Origin of the sequence: Paraburkholderia sp. LEh10 (assembly GCF_017814945.1) — a bacterium.
Classification (GTDB): domain Bacteria; phylum Pseudomonadota; class Gammaproteobacteria; order Burkholderiales; family Burkholderiaceae; genus Paraburkholderia.
The window spans coordinates 32,620-50,448 of sequence record NZ_JAGIPX010000047.1 but is presented as its reverse complement, the minus strand read 5'-3'; the positions used below and the strand labels follow the sequence as shown (position 1 = coordinate 50,448).

12 protein-coding genes are annotated in these 17,829 nt (G+C 64.2%); 2 read left to right on the top strand and 10 right to left on the bottom strand.

Going from position 1 to position 17,829, the window contains the following annotated elements; all coding sequences use genetic code 11:
• Nucleotides 1–19 precede the first annotated feature (19 nt).
• The 9 genes from tssH to tssA form a co-directional block, all read right to left on the bottom strand.
• A complete protein-coding gene (tssH, locus tag J8I87_RS30650) occupies nucleotides 20–2,728 on the bottom strand; it encodes a type VI secretion system ATPase TssH (RefSeq protein WP_209935916.1) in 2,709 nt (902 codons plus the stop codon).
• A 5-nt stretch (nucleotides 2,729–2,733) separates the two neighbouring features.
• Entirely contained in the window at nucleotides 2,734–3,813 is a 1,080-nt protein-coding gene (gene tssG, locus J8I87_RS30645; protein WP_209935915.1) for a type VI secretion system baseplate subunit TssG, read from the bottom strand.
• Entirely contained in the window at nucleotides 3,798–5,675 is a 1,878-nt protein-coding gene (gene tssF, locus J8I87_RS30640) for a type VI secretion system baseplate subunit TssF (RefSeq protein WP_209935914.1), read from the bottom strand. The genes tssG and tssF overlap by 16 nt, the downstream gene beginning before the upstream one ends.
• Nucleotides 5,676–5,679: 4 nt before the next feature.
• Nucleotides 5,680–6,192: a type VI secretion system baseplate subunit TssE gene (gene tssE, locus J8I87_RS30635; protein ID WP_209935913.1), complete on the bottom strand. Its 513-nt coding sequence runs from the start codon at nucleotides 6,190–6,192 to the stop codon at nucleotides 5,680–5,682.
• Nucleotides 6,185–7,024, bottom strand: a complete 840-nt coding sequence (locus tag J8I87_RS30630; RefSeq protein WP_209935912.1) for a type VI secretion system accessory protein TagJ — start codon at nucleotides 7,022–7,024, stop codon at nucleotides 6,185–6,187. The genes tssE and J8I87_RS30630 overlap by 8 nt, the downstream gene beginning before the upstream one ends.
• Before the next feature lie 117 nt (nucleotides 7,025–7,141).
• Nucleotides 7,142–7,630, bottom strand: a complete 489-nt coding sequence (locus J8I87_RS30625) for a type VI secretion system tube protein Hcp (protein ID WP_209935910.1) — start codon at nucleotides 7,628–7,630, stop codon at nucleotides 7,142–7,144.
• Between the two features lie 45 nt (nucleotides 7,631–7,675).
• Nucleotides 7,676–9,172, bottom strand: a complete 1,497-nt coding sequence (gene tssC, locus J8I87_RS30620; protein WP_209935909.1) for a type VI secretion system contractile sheath large subunit — start codon at nucleotides 9,170–9,172, stop codon at nucleotides 7,676–7,678.
• Nucleotides 9,173–9,197: 25 nt separating this feature from the next.
• On the bottom strand, nucleotides 9,198–9,698 hold the full coding sequence (gene tssB / locus J8I87_RS30615) for a type VI secretion system contractile sheath small subunit (RefSeq protein WP_209935908.1): 501 nt from the start codon (nucleotides 9,696–9,698) through the stop codon (nucleotides 9,198–9,200).
• Nucleotides 9,699–9,774: 76 nt separating this feature from the next.
• Nucleotides 9,775–10,806 carry a type VI secretion system protein TssA gene (gene tssA / locus J8I87_RS30610; protein ID WP_209935907.1) on the bottom strand — a complete coding sequence of 344 codons (1,032 nt, stop codon included), beginning with the start codon at nucleotides 10,804–10,806 and terminating at the stop codon, nucleotides 9,775–9,777.
• A 735-nt stretch (nucleotides 10,807–11,541) separates the two neighbouring features.
• On the opposite strand from tssA, the gene J8I87_RS30605 reads away from it, so the two are divergent.
• Both J8I87_RS30605 and J8I87_RS30600 read left to right on the top strand, forming a co-directional pair.
• Complete coding sequence (locus J8I87_RS30605; RefSeq protein WP_245254281.1) at nucleotides 11,542–12,273, top strand: hypothetical protein; 732 nt, start codon at nucleotides 11,542–11,544, stop codon at nucleotides 12,271–12,273.
• Nucleotides 12,249–13,052, top strand: a complete 804-nt coding sequence (locus J8I87_RS30600; protein WP_209935904.1) for a protein phosphatase 2C domain-containing protein — start codon at nucleotides 12,249–12,251, stop codon at nucleotides 13,050–13,052. The genes J8I87_RS30605 and J8I87_RS30600 overlap by 25 nt, the downstream gene beginning before the upstream one ends.
• A gap of 51 nt (nucleotides 13,053–13,103) precedes the next feature.
• Here J8I87_RS30600 and J8I87_RS30595 read toward each other — a convergent pair whose 3' ends face one another.
• Nucleotides 13,104–17,747 carry an S-layer family protein gene (locus J8I87_RS30595; protein ID WP_209935903.1) on the bottom strand — a complete coding sequence of 1,548 codons (4,644 nt, stop codon included), beginning with the start codon at nucleotides 17,745–17,747 and terminating at the stop codon, nucleotides 13,104–13,106.
• Nucleotides 17,748–17,829 lie beyond the last annotated feature (82 nt).

The window sequence follows — 17,829 nt, the reverse complement described above, 5'->3', positions numbered from 1 at the left end:
TCCATCCAAGTGCGGGCGCTCAATCGAACGTATAGACGAATTCGCCGTTGCGCGCGCCGATCTGCACCTTCGACACGGTGGTGCCATTCATCATCCGCGCGAGGAACTCATTGCTGATGTGCGGCAGCAGCGTGTTCGTCAGGATCGCATCGATCATGCGGCCGCCGCTCTCCAGTTCGGTGCAGCGGCTCGCGATCAGCTTCACGACATCATCGTCGTACGAAAACGGAATCTTGTGCGAAGCGCGCACGCGCTTTTCGATGCGCCCCAACTGCAAGCGGATAATCGCGCCGAGCATCTCGTCGGACAGCGGATAGTACGGAATCACGACGAGGCGTCCCAGCAGCGCCGGCGGAAACACTTTCAACAACGGTTCGCGCAGCGCTTTCGCAATGCCCTCCGGCTCGGGCATCAGCTCGGGGTCCTTGCACAGGTTCGTGATCAGATCGGTGCCGGCATTCGTCGTGAGCAGGATCAGCGTGTTCCTGAAATCGATCACGCGCCCTTCGCCGTCTTCCATCCAGCCCTTGTCGAACACCTGGAAGAAAATCTCGTGCACGTCGGGGTGCGCCTTCTCGACTTCGTCGAGCAGCACGACGCTATATGGGCGGCGGCGCACGGCCTCCGTCAGCACGCCGCCTTCGCCATAACCGACGTATCCCGGCGGCGCGCCCTTGAGCGACGAGACGGTGTGTGCTTCCTGATATTCGCTCATGTTGATCGTGATGACGTTCTGCTCGCCGCCGTACAGCACTTCGGCGAGCGCCAGCGCCGTTTCCGTCTTGCCCACGCCGGACGTGCCCGCGAGCATGAACACACCGATCGGCTTGTCCGGATTGTCGAGACCGGCGCGGGAAGTCTGGATGCGGCGCGCGATCATCTGCGTGGCGTGAGCCTGGCCGATGATCCGTTTGTTCAGGCTTTCCGCGAGCTTCAGCACGTTCTCGATCTCGTTGCGCACCATCCGTCCCACGGGAATCCCGGTCCAGTCCTGCACGACGGACGCGACCGCCTGCTGGTCGACCGTCGGCAGAATCAGCGGGTCTTCGCCCTGATGCTGCACGAGCTTCGCTTGCAGTTCCCGCAGTTCGGCGAGGCGCGCCTCGCGCGCGGCAGGATCGATGGACGCAGCGGGTTCGATGGATGCGGCGCCCGCCGCGCCTTCGACCTTGCCTGTCTCGTTGCGCAGTTCGGCGCGCAACGCGAGGATGCGTTCGACAAGTTCTTTTTCCGCCTGCCAGCGCGCTTCGAGTTCGGCGAGACGCGCGCGTTCCGCCGTTACACGCTCCGTTGCCGCCGCGAGCCGTTCGCCCGTTTCGATACCGACAGCCGTCTCGCGCCCGATGATTTCCAGTTCCGTTTCGAGCGCGGCGATGCGCTTTCTCGAATCGTCAACGGAGGGCGGCGTCGCGTGCTGGCTCACCGCGACGCGTGCACACGCGGTGTCGAGCAGGCTCACTGCCTTGTCCGGCAACTGGCGCGCGGGAATGTAGCGGTGTGACAGCCGCACGGCCGCCTCCAGCGCTTCGTCGAGCACCTGCACCTTGTGATGTTTTTCCATGGTCGACGTGATGCCCCGCATCATCAGGATGGCCCTGGTCTCGTCCGGTTCTGGCACCTGCACGACCTGGAAGCGCCGCGTGAGCGCCGGGTCCTTTTCGATGTGCTTCTTGTACTCGGCCCATGTCGTCGCCGCGACGGTCCGCAGCGTGCCGCGCGCGAGCGCGGGCTTGAGCAGATTGGCGGCGTCGCCGGTGCCCGCTGCACCGCCTGCGCCGATCAGCGTATGCGCTTCGTCGATGAAAAGAATGACCGGCTTTTCGGAAGCCTGCACTTCCTCGATCACCTGGCGCAGCCGGTTCTCGAATTCGCCTTTCATGCTGGCGCCCGCTTGCAGCAGGCCCACATCGAGGGTTCGCAGCTGCACGTCGCGCAGCGTCGGCGGCACGTCGCCCGCGACGATGCGCTGCGCAAAGCCCTCGACCACCGCCGTCTTGCCCACCCCCGCTTCGCCTGTGAGGATCGGGTTGTTCTGACGGCGGCGCATCAGGATATCGACCACCTGGCGAATCTCTTCGTCGCGGCCGACGATCGGATCGAGCTTGCCGTTGCGCGCCTGCTCGGTCAGATCGGTCGTGAAGCGCCTGAGCGCCTCCTGCTTGCCCATCGCTGCTGGCGGCACGCCACCGCCGCTGTCGCCCGTGGCAGGCGCGCCCGCTGCCTGGAAGCCGTCGCTCGCGCTCATTCCCGCTTCGGGCGAGCCGCCCAGCAGCGCGTCGAATTCGTCGGCGAGCACTTCGAGCTTGACCCGTTCGAACTGGCGCGAGATCCCATACAGCGCGTTGCGCAGCGACGGCGTCTTCAGCAGGCCGACGACCAGATGGCCCGTGCGCACCTGCGACTCGCCAAACATCAGCGAGCCGAACACCCAGCCGCGTTCGACGGCCTCCTCGACCTGCGAGCCGATGTCGACGACGGAGCCCGCGCCACGCGGCAGCCGGTCGAGCGCATCCGTCAGATCGCGCGCCAGCGCCGACGGCTCGACGCCGAAGTGCTTCACAATGCGATGCAGATCGGAATCCTGCAATTGCAGGATCTGGTGGAACCAGTGGACAAGCTCGATGTACGGATTGCCGCGCAGCTTGCAGAACACGTTCGCACTTTCGATCGCGCGATATGCCACCTTGTTCAGCTTGCCGAACAACGCTGCACGTTTGATTTCGGCCATGTTGACTAGTCCTTGCGAGAATGTTGGGATGCTGACTGGCGCGTGCGCACGTCGCCGCGCGCGGGTTCGCCGGACCGTCGGGACAACGAAGCGGGATGCAGCCTGAGCTGACGCTCGTCCTGCGCGGCGGGACCGCTGAGCACCCAGCTCGTGTAGCCGAGCCGCGCGCCGCGTCCGAGGGCGAGACGCGGCACCTCTTCCTGTTTGAGCCACAGGTTCAGGTCCCAGTCGAGGCCGTCGCGCGCATAGTTGCGCACCCAGTCGGCCAGACGGCGCAGACTCTCGCCGCCGGGCAGAAAGCGCTCGTAGTCGGCGAACGTCAATGGACCGATGACGACGCGGAACTTGTGCTGGCAGTCCCACACGCGGGCGCCGAGCACCGTCGAGACGCCCAGTGCGGACGACCCGTCACGCGCGCCGAGCCGCGATAGCGTGTCGCGCGGCAGCGCCATCCAATGGCCGATCCATTGCTCGATGCGCACAGGCAGACTGAAAAAACGCGAAAGAATCAGTTGCAGCCCTGCGGCGGGGCGAGTCGGCGCGGCGAGCAGTCCGGCGAAATGCAGCTTGGCGAAATCGGGCACGGCGTCGCGCTCGCGCAGCGCCGCTTCGCCGAGGCCAAACGTGCTGCCGACATAGAAGGAAAAGCGGTCGCGCTCCCGGCGGTCGAGACTCACCGCCGGCTGTGCGTCGGCCCACGCCCGATAGAACAGCGACACCATCCGGTGATGGAAGATGTCGAGAAAACGCGCGAAGGTCGGATCGTTCGCGTTGCGCGCGCGGTCGCGCACATATTCGGTCAGATGCACGGGCATCGGCCCGTTCGGCCCGAGCAGGCCCATGAAGTTGACCGCGAGCCGCATCGCGTGCCCGTCGCGCGGCGCAATCAGCGTGGCGAGCGTGGCGGGATGAAAGATCAGTTCCGGCTCCTGCGTGAAGCGCACGGCGTCGTCACGCGGGCGCAGCGACTCTCCGATGCGCGGTTTGTCCCGATGTGCGTTTTCGATGAGCCGCACGGCCTGGAAGAAGTCGAAGCGCCACGTTTGCGCTTCGAGCTCGCGCAGCATGGTCAGAGCGTCCGGCATTGTCCGCCTCTCGCTGGCCAGCGCATGATCTCGCCGCGAGACAGCGTTTTCACCACCGTCTCGGCGAACGAATTGATCGATACGTATTGCGCAAAGTAATGCGATAGCACCGCGCCGAGCAGAAACGCACCCGCGCCTTCGAAAGCGGCTTCGTCGAGGGTCAGCGTGATCGCGAGGCCACGGCCGAACACGATCGGCCCGGCGAACGGCAGACGGCGCGTGACGGGATGCGAGTCGACCGAGCGCACACCTTCGATCATCCGCTGTGTCGCCGGGTCGCCGACGGGGCAATAGAGGCTCAGCAGGTCGCGCAACGCGCTGGCGCCCTCTTTCGCGCCGCTATCCACCAGCGACGCATAGTTCAGCGACAGATGACTCAGCAGCCGCCACGCGACCGCGCCATGCGCGTATGACGGCAGCGGACGGCTCGGGCCGCTCACGCAGCGCACGCCGTCGACGGGCGCCTCGACGTCGAGCGTGAAGTCGCTCTGGCCGCTGCCCATCGACAGCATGAGCGGCAGGTCGCGATTGGTGCACAGCGCCTGCAACCCGAGCTGGCGCAGATCGCCGCGAAACGGCGCGTTCGCCGCATCGACGAGCGCGATGAACGTCTCGCTGCCGAGATAGCTCGTGCGCGGTCCGCGTTCGGCCTGCCGGGACGAGCGCAGGCGCTTCTCTCGCCGCACCTGATAGTACGCATTGGCGCCGTGGCCCGCGCCGAGATCGTGCGCATGATAGAACGCCTCGAACGTCTGCTCGGCGGCCGCACCCGCACCATAGCCGGTCACTTCCTCGATCCGGTAGATTTCGAAGTCCATGGGCCGCGTGCGATCGGCGACCACGTGATATTCGAACTGCTCGCTGGAAAGCGCGATGCGGTCGGTGCGGCGCGGGAACAGGTTGATCAGCGGCGTACAGAAGAGCGCGAAATTGGACGCGTCGAGCGTCTGTTCGAGCATCGGATCGCCGCGCTCGAGCAACACGATCACTTCCACCTCGTTGTCGCCGCAGCGGCGCAGCGCCGGCTGCAAGCCTTCGATGGCGACGAACATGAAGCGCTGCGCGAACGCGAAATACTCCTGCAGCAGTCGATAGCCCTGGAACGACTGCTTGCCGATAGGGAGCAGCGCTTCGTCCTCCGCAAAGCCGACGGGCGCGACGGCCGTCCGCGGCAATTGCGCATGCCAGGTTGCGGCCCGCGAGACGGGCATCACCAGCACGCCGGCTACCGAGCCCAGCAGGCGTTCGTAGATGCGCGTCGGCAATGCGTCGGTGCCGCGCAGATAGAGGACCAGCCTGTCGAGCTTCAATTGGCTGATCTTCAAGCCGCACGTCGCGCGCAGACGCAACCGCAGGCCCGCCTTGACGCCTGGCGGCAGCGCGATGTCGGCGCCGCCGGGCGATCCGGAATGAGTGAAGAACTTCGCCTCGGCGATTTCGAGCGGCCACAGTGTGAGGTCGTGGGCGCTGCGATATTCGCAACGCGTCGAGCCGTTCTTGTCGAGCAGGCTGCGAAAAGCGCTGCCGCGCGGTATCTTCACCCCCTCCGCGAGCCCGGGGTTGCTCAGGTCGGGACGGATCTGCACGACGGCCATCGATGGCGTCGGCGCGAGATAGTGCGGATAGACCAATTCGGCGAGATGTTGGGTAAAGCGCGGAAACTCCGCGTCGATCTTCATCTGCACGCGCGCGGCGAGAAAGCTGAATCCTTCGAGCAGACGTTCGACATACGGGTCCGCGCATTCGAGGCTCTCCAGCCCGAGCCGCGCGGCGACCTTCGGGTATTCCTTCGCGAACTCCCCGCCCATCTCCCGCACATGCTGCAGCTCTTCGCTGTAGTACCTGATCAGTTCGGGATTCATGAGTTCAGCGCCCCCCGCTCTGGTCGATCACCCTGATTTCCCCCGCCTCCAGATCCAGCTCGGTCCGGAAATACAGCCGCTCCGGGTAAGGCTGCGCCCACAAGTCTCCTTCGATCAGAAACGACACGGTGTTGTGGCGCGCCGTGGTCTCTTCGGCCTGGACGGCCGTCACGCGCACCGTCTCGCGCAGGATGCGCGGCTCGAAGGCCCAGATCGCGTCTCGCACGTATTTTTCCAGCTTGGCCGTGTCCATGCTTGAAGCCGTCTTGCCTGCAATATCGGGAAAGCCGAAGTTCAACACCGACGTGCTCACGTACGGATAGCCCGACAGATCCTGCACGGAAGCGAGGCCATTCGCATTGAGAAGCCACGCGAGGTCGCGCTGCACGCTCTGGCGCAATGCGCGCATCGACAGCACGCGGCGCTCGCGCGCTTCCTGCTTGAGCTCTGGCTCGTGGTCGGTCAACCGGTCGAGCAAAGACGGCTGCAACCGGTCGCGCGCGCCTGCCTCAGCCATGATCCGGCGCGGCGCCGGGGCCGCCCTCGCTGCCGGGCGGTGCATCGACCGCCAGTTCGACCGTGCGGATATCGAGCAACGCATAGTCGTTCGCGTCGGTGGTCAGCATCCGTTGCCCGACCGGGCGCGCACCCGCCGCATCGCCACCGACCCATTCGGTCAGATGCGCGAGCCACAGTGCCTGCTTTTTCTCGGCCAGCGTGCCCGCGTAACGCGTTGGGATCAGACCCGCGGCCTGGCCTTCGTTGGCCCATGTGAAGGTCGCCGGCGTCCACACACGGTCGCGCAGATCGGTGGGCGCGTCGATTTCGATGCGCCTGATCCGGGAGAACGGCACCCAGAAATAACGGCCGTTGAGCACGGCTTCGAGCGTGGGGCCAAGCCGGCTGTCGGCATCGGCGATCCACTCGAACGGCTCACCGTTGATACGGCCCGATGTGGCTGGCGCATCGGCGAGTGCTGTGTCGCGCGCGGCTGCGGCGGCTGCGCCGTCGCCCGCGGCATCGAGCCGCAATGCCTCGACCAGCAACGCGAGCCAGCCGGTCGGCTCGCCGAAAATCAGCGGCGCCCGTGCGCCACGGAAGACGTCTTCGCGCAGCGCCTCGCATTGCAACGCCTCGCGATAGATTTGCACCATCGGCAGCGCCGCGGCGTCGAGATCGCCCACCACGTTCAGTTGCGTCAGCGCGCGGTCCCATGAGCCCAGCACCGCGAGCAACTGGAACAGGAACACACGCAGGGCCGCCTTCGACGGATCGTTGCGAACCTGCATCTGCAATTGGCGCAGGCTCTCGTCCAGATCGCCTTCGCGCAAGCTCTCTTCTGCCGTCATGTCGGTACGCTCCGTCTGGCTGGGTCAATGCTGTTTCGCGGCGCCCGGCGCCATGCTTCGCCGTCGCGTCGCCGTGCCGCAGCGACATTCGACTGCGGCACGGCGTCCTGCCCAGGTCTAGCTCGCGTCGTTCTTCGCAACGTCCCACTTCACCTCGACGACGCCGCCTTCTTTCGCGCCCTTCGCGTTCTGAGGCTGATACTCGATATGAAACTTTTCAAAGTTCAACGTGACGTTTTCGGTAAAACGCTCCTCGCCTCCCGAGCCGCCCGTCGAATACGAACTGACCAGCAGCGAAGTCAGCGTGACCTTGTAGTATTCGAGCGGATTGTCGCCGCCCGCCTTGCGCACGGTCAGCACCGCCGAGTCGATGTGAGAACCCTTGCAGCACGCCGCCATGATGGCGGGCGACGCCTTGTCGGTATATTTGGTGAACGAGAGATCCTGCACGTTCACCTTGCCCGCGCCGCCACCCGTGCCCATGTGCATCGTGCCGCTCTGACTCAGCCCCCAGCTCCATGCCAGCACTTCGATTTCTTCCTTATGAGTCTTGTCCTGGGACTCGCCCTTGATGTCGCCCAGCTTCATGAACATATCGACGGCCATGTTCCTCTCCACTCAAAACGTTTCGTCAGTAACAACGGAATTCCGTCATGCCGCCTTGGCGGACGGAAGCTTCGAGACCAGCCGCAACGACACGGTCAGGCCTTCCAACTGGTAATGCGGACGCAGGAAAAACTTCGACGTGTAGTAGCCGGGGTTGCCCTCGACTTCTTCGATCACGACTTCGGCGGCGGCAAGCGGCCGGCGCGCTTTCGACTCTTCGCTGGAATGGGCCGGGTCGCCGTCCACGTACTGAAGAATCCAGTTCTGCAGCCAGCGCTGCATGTCGTCCCTCTCCTTGAAACTGCCGATCTTGTCGCGCACGATGCACTTCAGGTAATGAGCGAAGCGGCTGCACGCAAACAGATAAGGCAGGCGTGCGGCGAGATTCGCGTTGGCCGTGGCATCGGGATCTTCGTATTCGGCAGGCTTGTGCAGCGATTGCGCGCCGATGAACGCGGCAAAGTCGGAGTTTTTCTTGTGCACGAGCGGCATGAAGCCGTTCTTCGCCAGCTCCGCTTCGCGCCGGTCGCTGATGGCGATTTCCGTCGGGCACTTCATGTCGACGCCGCCGTCGTCGGTGGGGAACGAATGAACCGGCAAGCCCTCGACCGCGCCGCCCGACTCGATGCCGCGAATCCGCGAACACCAGCCGTAGATCTTGAACGAGCGGTTGATATTCGCCGCCATCGCATACGCCGCGTTGGCCCACGCATATTTGCTGCTGTCCGCGCCGGCTGTGTCTTCTTCGAAGTCGAATTCGTCGACGGGATTGGTCTTCGCGCCATACGGCGCGCGTGCGAGAAATCGCGGCATCGCGAGACCGATATAGCGCGAATCTTCCGACTCGCGCAACGAGCGCCATGCGGCATGCTCCGGAGTCTGGAAGATCTTCGTCAGATCGCGCGGATTGGCCAGTTCCTGCCATGAATCCATCAGCATCACGGCGGGGTCCGCACCCGCGATGAACGGCGCGTGCGCGGCAGCCGAAATCTTCGCGATCTGCGTCAGCAGGTCGACATCCGGCCCGCTGTTGTCGAAGTAATAGTCGGCCACGAGCGCGCCGTAAGGCTCGCCGCCGAACTGGCCATATTCTTCTTCATAGAGCTTCTTGAAGAACGGGCTCTGGTCCCACGCGGTGCCTTTGTATTTCTTGAGCGACTTGTACAACTCGCCCTTCGAAATATTCATCACGCGAATCTTCAGCGACTCGTCGGTCTCGGTGTTGTTCACCAGATAGTGCAGTCCGCGCCATGCGCTCTCCACTTTCTGGAATTCTTCCGAGTGGATGATCAGGTTGATCTGCTCGGACAGCTTGTTGTCGATCTGCGCGATCATGCCCTCGATCGTCGCCAGGACGTCATTCGAAATGACGGCGGTCTCACGCAATGCCTGTTCCGCAAGCGTGCGCACGGCCGTCTCTACCGCTTCTTTCGCCTTTTCGCTCTTCGGCTTGAATTCCTGTTGCAGCAGATTCGCAAAGTCGCTCATTTCGAGCGCGCCCTCTGCCTGCTGCGTCTGCTCCTGGGGGGTGGGTTCGGCCATGGTCAGACTCCACTGATAGTCGCGCTTATTCCTGTGGCTTCGGCGCGGATGCGAGCGATTGCAGCAGGGCCGGATCGCTCAGTACTTTCGCGAGCAGCTCCTCTGCGCCGGTCTTGCCGTCCATATACGTCATGAGGTTCTGCAACTGGCCGCGCGCCTCGAGCAGCTTCGACAGCGCATCGACCTTGCGCGCGACGGCCGCGGGAGAAAAGTCGTCCATGCTCTCGAACGTCATGTCGACAGCGAGGTTGCCTTCGCCCGTCAACATGTTCGGCACCTGCACCGCGACGCGCGGCTTCATCGACTTCAGGCGCTCATCGAAGTTGTCGACGTCGATCTCCAGAAACTTGCGATCCGCGACGGGCGCGAGCGGATCGGCAGGCTGCCCGGACAAATCTGCCATCACGCCCATCACGAAAGGCAGATGCACCTTCTTTTCCGAGCCATACACCTCGACGTCATACTCGATCTGCACGCGCGGCGCGCGATTGCGTGCAATGAATTTCTGGCTGCTTTCCTTGGCCACGACAGTTCCCCTGGTTGACACCGCACCTCGAAAGGCGGGGCGGCGTATCAGTTACATTGCTGCTCAACTCCCACGACTATTCGTTTTCGATACCGCCAACCTGGCGAGCCTGGCCGAGACCTTCCGGCGCCAGGTCCTCCAGTATTTCGATGAAGCTCTTGTCAACGAGACGCCTCGCCCGGTTCAGCAACAGCGGCACCGGACTCGACGGCTCATGCTTTTCGTAGTACGCGCAGATCTTGTCCAGCAGGCGGATCACATCCTGCCGGCTGTTGACGTCCCCCGTCTGCGGCGCGGGCGCAGCGCTTCGTGTGGGCGCATCTATCGCGCTGCCGGCCGCCTGCGCCGCTTCCCCGGCGTGCGGCGCAGCCTCGCCGATACGCTCTGCAAGGAATCCCGCCGCCTGCTGCAACAGGCGAGACAATGGCGCCAGGTCGATTGCCCGGGCCGCGCCGACGCGTTCCGTCAACAGCGTTTCGATGCGTATGTTGCTGCTGCGCGCGCCCTGCAATGCAGCAAGGACGTTCGCGGCGTCGTCGCGCATGTCGGCGATCGCCGCATCGATCGATGCGAGCGACAGCGGTTCGACTGCATCGGGAACGGGCACGTCGCCATTCGCATATTCGATGTCCCGCAGCCTGACGACACCATGCGTGCGCGAGGCGACCAGCGGTGTGTCGCGCACGTCTGGCAGCATGCCGGATGGATCGGCGAGAACGGCCAGCGCATTGATGCGCGCAGTCGGATCGTTGTCGTCGTCAGGATCGAGTTGAGGGTAAACATGATCCCAGTGCATTTCGAGCAGGCCTTCGACCAGCGCAAGGCCTTCAGCGAGGCCCTCGAAGCCTTCCCGATGCAGCAAGGCGCGCGCAAGATACGCAGCCACGCGCAAGTCGCGGCTCTTGCCGAACAGCTCAAGAGAAAGCGCCTGGGCTGACTTCCAGTCAGGCGGCGTCGCAGCGACGACGGTATCGCCGTACTGGACGTCGGGCTTGCCGTGCACGACCTGTTCGAGTTCGAGAAACAGCGGGTCGTACTCCACGTCATCCCCACAGGGATGTTCTGGTGATATCCCGGCAAGCAGTACCCCGGCATCGAGCGTGGCCATTTTTGTATTCGCTGCGGTCAGAGACGAATAGTTCTAGCGTGCTTGCCCTTCGCGACGACTCACGCCACGTTAACCCGCCGAAACTGGACTCCTCCGAACGGAAGAGTCAACCTGAACGATTTGGATTACTTATGGACATACGCGACCCTGCCGCCATGTTGCGACAAGGTATCTGCTGCAGAAGACCGATCTGAGCATAGCACGCAATCCTTAAAATTAAAGGCAGTGCGCCATGCTCTGGATTTAGCAAAGTCGATTCAAAAATTCAATTAAAAATGGAGTTTCTAAGTACCTTAAAAAAACGCAAGATGCGCACAGATTCGCTGTTTTGCGTCGATGACGGCATGCACATCCGCTCGAACCGTTACTATCTAGTAAACGTTTAAGTCTCGCGAAATTGAAAAAAGCACGTTTGGACACAATACGGTAAACACTCATATAGCTTTGTCGCCGCGTATGCCATAACTATTGAAGTTCTTTTCGCAGTATTGCGGTTAATGGCCGTTTACTCTATTAATCGAGCATTGACGGCAGCGGACTGAGCGCTGGACGCAAGCCGGCTCCCGGCTTCGACGGACCAACGCCTGTCGGGTACTGAATCCGCACAGTGTGACGCTGTGCTTTTATGCGGGGTGACGTGTGACACACATCAAAAGCGCACGCGCAACTGATCGGGTCTGCGACGCAGCGTTGCCAGACCTGTGGCAACGCCGCACATGTCTGAGTCGTGACGAAATGGCATCGATCTATCTGATCGTGCGCCGCGCGCTGCAGACGTATTACCCCTTCGAATTACAGGCGCTGGGCGAAGACAAGGAAGAATTGATCTCGCAGTTCATCTATTGCAAGGTTTTCCGCCTCGAAGCCTCGCATGCTCACACGGAAGCGTTTCCACTCCATAGCGCGCCCTCCAATGGGCACGCAGTGTGCGCGTATTTTCGCCGCTATCTGATCGATTGCCTGCGCAATGCCAGCCATCAGCGCAACGTCCTGTTCGACAGCGAAGGCGTGCTCGCGCAGATTGAACAGCAGACGGCCGAGCAAAGCGATCCTGTCGGTTCGGTGCTGCTGCAATACGGGCTCGACGAGCGCATTGTGCGGGAATCGGCGGAGCGTTTCATTGCAGGACTCGACGAGGCCGACCAGTTGCTGCTTGGGGGGAGTCTCGGCTGGCTGTCGAACGAAAAAGGCGGACTGGCTGAAATTGCCGCGCGCTATCGGATAGCGTCGTATCACTATCGCGCCCGCAAGCTCGGCGTGACGCTGAAGAAAGGATCGCTGCCCGCCGATTTCGCCGCGACGATCATCGGCGCGTGGATCGAAAAGACACTCGGCATCGACATCGCCCCGGACAACCGCATCGCGATTCTGCTGGTGCTGGGCATCCTGTCCGAGCAATCGCATGCCCCCGCGGCCGAACCCATTGCGCAAAGAGGCTTCCTGTGCAACTTGCCACAGCAAGCCTGACGGACCGCGGCGGCCGGCAAGGCAACGAAGACTCGCTGGGCCAATGGGCAAGCGAGCGTCTTTACTACTGCGTGCTCGCGGACGGCGCGGGTGGACACGGCGGCGGCGATACAGCGTCCGCGATCGTCGTCGATACCGTGCTTGCCGATCTGCGTTATCTGACGGTCAGCGAGCTGCCGCCGACGGGGCAACGCCTCGTGAGCGCGCTTGCGCATGCGAACGACAACATCGTCGAAGAGCAGGCGCGCGGCGGCGCTTCGCTGAAAGACATGCGCTCGACGGCCGTGCTGCTCGCCATCGATTGCGCGCGGCGCACGGCCGCGTGGGCGCATTGCGGCGATTCGCGTCTCTACTGCTTCCGTGGCGGCAACCTCTGCGCGCAGACGCGCGATCACAGCATGGTTCAGGAGATGGTCGACGCGCGCCTGCTGTCCCCCGAGGCCGCGCGTCATCATCCGCGCCGCAACGTGCTGCTCGCTGCGCTCGGCACGCGCGGCGAACTTCACATCACGGGGTCCGACGGCACCTTCGACCTGCTCGATCGTGACGCTTTCCTGTTATGCAGCGATGGACTGTGGGAGTACGTCGACGAAACCTACATGCGCGACGCGTTGCACCAGGCCTCGACGCCGGACGCCTGGCTTGGCGCGCTTGCCGCGCAAGTACGCGTGACGGCGGCCCGAAACCATGACAACCTGAGCGCGATGGCGGTATGGATCGTCGACGCGAACGACGACACGCAGGCAACCCTGTTGCAGGTCAGCCGCGCGCCTTCATGACGACGCGGCTCGCCGCGCTCAGCCGTCGATCCACGCCGGCCCTGAACATGGTTAAAAATCGCCGCAACCATGCGGACTGCTCAACAACATGCAACTGTTCAAATTAGGTTGCGAACGAACGCGCTTCCATTCGACCGCGAGAATGTCCTGGTTGTCGCCCGGTGCGGCCGTCGTGAAGAGCGGCTGATTCGAACCAATGCAGATGTTCGCGCCCTGCAGGTTGTTTTCGTAGACGAAGGTTTGCTCCTCGTTGCCAAAGAACGACTGCAAGCCCGCCCGTACAACCGGATTCTGAAATGTGGTCACGGTCAGCGTGGCGGGCACCTCGTTGACGATATACCCGACGTTCGAAACGAAGTTCGGATTGATCGGATACTGTCCGGGCTGCGAGTTCTGGTTAGCCGGCGTCGTCAGTGAACCCGTCAGCGCGCCTGCCGCCGTATCGCCGTTGACGAGTCCGCTGGCAGTGAAAGTGAACGCGGGGTTGGGGGCACCGGCGAAGCGCGTCGCGCCGTCGGCGGTGACGGTCACGGTCGGCCTCGCGGCATATACGAAGTGGTTGCCCGTCGTCGGCACGGTGCCGCCCCAGCTGCATCCGGCACCGAACGTGCATCCGTAGAAATTGGGCTGCGCCGTGTTCGGCTCGACATGACCGCGCACTTCCTGTTGCCACGTGCCCGTCCAGATGCGCCATCCGTTCGCGGCGCTCAGCGCGCCCGAACTGCCCGCCGTGAAGACGCCGTTCTCCGCCACGAGATCGACGGTGCCGCCCGAGGTCAGCCCCGTATTGAGCGCGACGTTGCCCGTCGAGGCCTCTGCCACGAGATTGCCAGTCATCGCCGAGTTCGTGCCGTCGATCGTGGTCAACGTACCCAGGGTCGCGTTGTACGTCGGGCTCGAAACCGGTCCGATCGCAAAGCCATGCGAGTCGACGAAACTCACGCTGCCCGCGTTGACGAGCGCAAGCACCCCGACGTCGTTTTGCGGATCGGTCAGCGTGAACGTGCCGGGACCCGACAACACGAGATTCGCGGCCTGGATGCCTCCAGGGTCGGTCACGGCGCCCGCCGACGCCAGCGACAATGTGTGTCCGGTGCCAAGCGACAGTCCGAACGCCAGTCGAATGCCCTGACTGCCCGAGCCCGGATTCGACAAGGCGAGGTTCATGTTCAGGCCAGGCTTCACGAGCTGACAAGGGCCGCTCGCCGACCCGCACACACCGTTCACGGTAATGAGCCCCGTGTGCGTGTCCGAGCCGAGCGTGAGGCTCTGGAAGTTCACGAAGCTCGCGAAAGTCTGCGCGTCGATGCTCATGCCGCCGCTCGTGCCGAACAACGTAATCGGCGTCGCGTCCTGCGGCGTGAAGGCGAACGTCGACGGACTGACGCCGGCCGGCAGGATCGACAGCACGCCGCCGCCACCCGAGATGCTCGCGCCGCGGCTCAAGATGCTCTGCGACGTGTTGTCGTTCGACGCGCGCAGCGCGATCGCGCCGCCGGGCGCGCCGTTGACCGACACGGGACCGGCCACGTGGGCGAAGTCCGGCACCGGCACCGCGCCGAACGCGAGGCCCGCGTCGGAGGTATTGGTCGATCCGGCGAGCGAGACCGTGCTGCCGGGCTTCGTCGCGCTCACGCTGCCGTTCAGGATCAGCGTGCCGTAGTCGAGCTGAACGACGCCGCCGCTCGCGCCCGTCGCAGGACCGGTGACCACGCCACGGATATCGATTACACCGCCGTTGTTCGACGTGATCTGCGTGCCGTCTGCAATCAGCACGCCTTGCGAGTTCGAACCAGACCCGCTGCCGTAGATACTCAACTGACCGCTGCCGGTGGTGATCGCCGAGGGCGTCGGCACCGACGATTCAGTCTGGCTTTCGAGGACCACACCCGTCGAGGCAAGGGTTGACGCGGGCGCACCCGTGGTGGTGCCGGACAGCGCGATCGAGCCGCTCGTCGACGATATCGATGCATTGTTGAGGTCGAACCCGGTGCTGCCAGACGTCGTGGCAGGCGTGCTCCCCGCCACCACGATGTTGCCGCTGCCGGTGGCGATCAGCGGCAACTGGGTGACGCTTGCGTCGGCGTTGGTGAGCTGGAATCCGCCGAATGTGCTGACCCCATTGCCGAATTGCGTCGCGCCGGTAACGACGCCGTTCACCGAGACGTTGCCGCTCGTGGTGCGCATCGACATGTTGCTGAGCAGGACGCCGGAGCCGCTAACGGCGCCATTCGCAGTGCCGCTGACCGTCACATTGCCGCTGCTCGCGCTGAGCAGCGTATTTTGCAGGAAGGCCGCCTCGGCCGAATTGCTAGCCGTCGCGGTGCCCGCCACGCCGATCGCACCCAAGCCGGCGTCGAAGGTGGCGTCGATGACGGAAAGACCGGTGCTGGTCGTGGCTTGTGCGTTGCCGCTGACGGAAATCGAACCCGTGTCCGTCGCCGCGAAGGCGGGCGTGGTGGCCTGCCCAGGCAGGCTGGCGAAATCGCCGTTGACGATCATGCCCGTCGCGGACCCGGCGGCCGAACTGGTTGCGACGCCTGCGACGGAGATCGAGCCGGGCCCGCTCGTGCGCATGCCGCCATGCTCCATATCGACGCCGACCGCTTCCATGTTCGACGCGCCGGTTACGTTCGACGAACCGGCCACGCCGATGCTGCCGCCGCCCGTGCCAAGCAGCGCATAGCCGAGCGCCACGCCGGCCGCCACGGTCGACCCGTACCCTATCGCGACCTGCCGGTTGGTGGACACCGAGCCCGTCACCGATATGCCCGCGCCGCCCGTCTCGATCGTGCTTTGTTGCATGCTGACGCCGTTCGCGAACGTGCTCGACCCGAAGAGCGTGACGTTGCCGCTGGTCGTCGCGAGCCGCGAATAGCCGATGGCGACGCCGTCATTCCCCGGCCCCGCCACGCCGGCGATATTCATCGCACCCGCTTCCGTGTTCACCGTCGCGCCGTTGATGATCACCGCGCTCCTGCCGGTGCCGCCGATTGTCAGCGCCCCGCCGTTGGTATCGATCGAGACATTGACGAGATTCACTGCATTCGCGGGGGCGACGCCGCCCACATTCGCGTCGAACACCAGATTGAGCGGGCCCGCCTGCGACGTAATGTTTTGCGCGATGTCCGTGATCGAGCCCGCGGCGCTGAAGGTCAGCGTCGTCGCGTTGTTGCCGGCCGGGGACAACGCGGTCTTCGTGATCGGTGTCTCGATGAGAATATTGCCCGGCTGCCCGCCCGTCGTTCCCGTCGAGATCGCGACCGACGTGCCGTTGCCGAGAGGCGTCTCGATGTCGCTGCGAAAGACGATGCTGTTGTTCCCCCCTGCCGTGAACGTCGCCGTGTTATTGGCCGTCGACGGCGTGACTGGCGTCGTGATAATCGCAAGTTCGGTGTTGTCCGGCTCGATGTAGATATCGAACGGATCGAGTAGCCAGGTTCCGGCCTTCCCTCTGACTGCCGACGCATCGATCTTCACACCCGCCGTATCGAGATAACGGCCCGACGTCTCGATCGATCCGCCATTCCCACCCTGCGCGCCGCCCTTCGCCGACAACGTGCCGTAAATCCGGCTCGCAGTTTCGCTGAACGCGACGACATGTCCGCCGTTGCCGTTTTCCGATGCGTCGGCATGAATGCTCGCACCCGGCGACATCCAGATCGCGTTCGCATTGCGGATATCGGCATCGCGGCCCGCGGCGGCACCGCCGAAGCGCACCGTGCCGCCGCCCGCCGCGCCGCTCGCGTCGACGCGCGCGCCGTCCTGCAGCGCGACATCATGGCCCGTCACATCTACCCGTCCTCCCGTCATGCCCGCGCCACCCGTGGCGTCGAGCGCGCCACTCGCGATGACGACGCCGTTCGCGCCGCCGTCCAGCACGATGCGTCCGTTGCGTTCGGCAAGGCTTCGCGCGCGCACGATCCCCTGCTGGTTGATCACCGTGCCGGCCAGCGCTTCGGCCGTCTGTGCGCTCATGATGACGACCCCGCCATCGGCTGCCAGCGAGCCGGTATTGCCGATCAGCGCGTGCGCCGCGCCCTCGTTGATCTTCAGCGTGGTCAGTCCGTCGCCGGCGAAGTCGAGCGTGATGTCGTTGCCCGCGCCAAGCGCCACGGTGCCAAGACGCGCGTTCACGGTACCCGTGTTGCTAACGGTCCCGCCAAGCAGCACGATCGCGCCGCCCGGACTCGCCGTCAGCGAGCCTGCGTTGCTGACAGGAGCCACCGACTTGCCGACGAAGTGGTAGTTGCCCGCCAGAAAGTCCGCGTTCGAGATGGCGAGAGTCGACGCGACCAGCGAGCCGACGTTTACCGACGAGCCTGGCGCGAAGATCACACCCGCAGGGTTGACGAGAAACACCTTGCCGTTCGCCTGGAGGCGTCCCGCGATCACGCTCGGATCGTTGCCCATCACGCGGTTCAGCAATGCCGCGCTCGACGACGGCTGCGCAATTCTCACCCCCTCGCTCCCGCCGATCGAAAACGTGTTCCAGTTGACGATCGCTCTGGGCGACGATTGCGTGATGTTCATCTGCCCCGCGCCGGGCGATTCGACGCTCACCGTTCCCGACACCACTTGCGCGCCAGTCGGGTTCGCGAGCGCCGCCGGTCCGCACGACGCCGCGAACAGCGCGGCTACCGCACTGGCAATCGTGCCCGCACGCCGCGGCCGCACATAACAGGGCTTGTTCATCGCACACCTCAGCGCCGGACCGAGCCCGGCTCGATTCACGATCCAACGATCCCGTTCTCCGAATGCGAGATGCTCGCCCGCC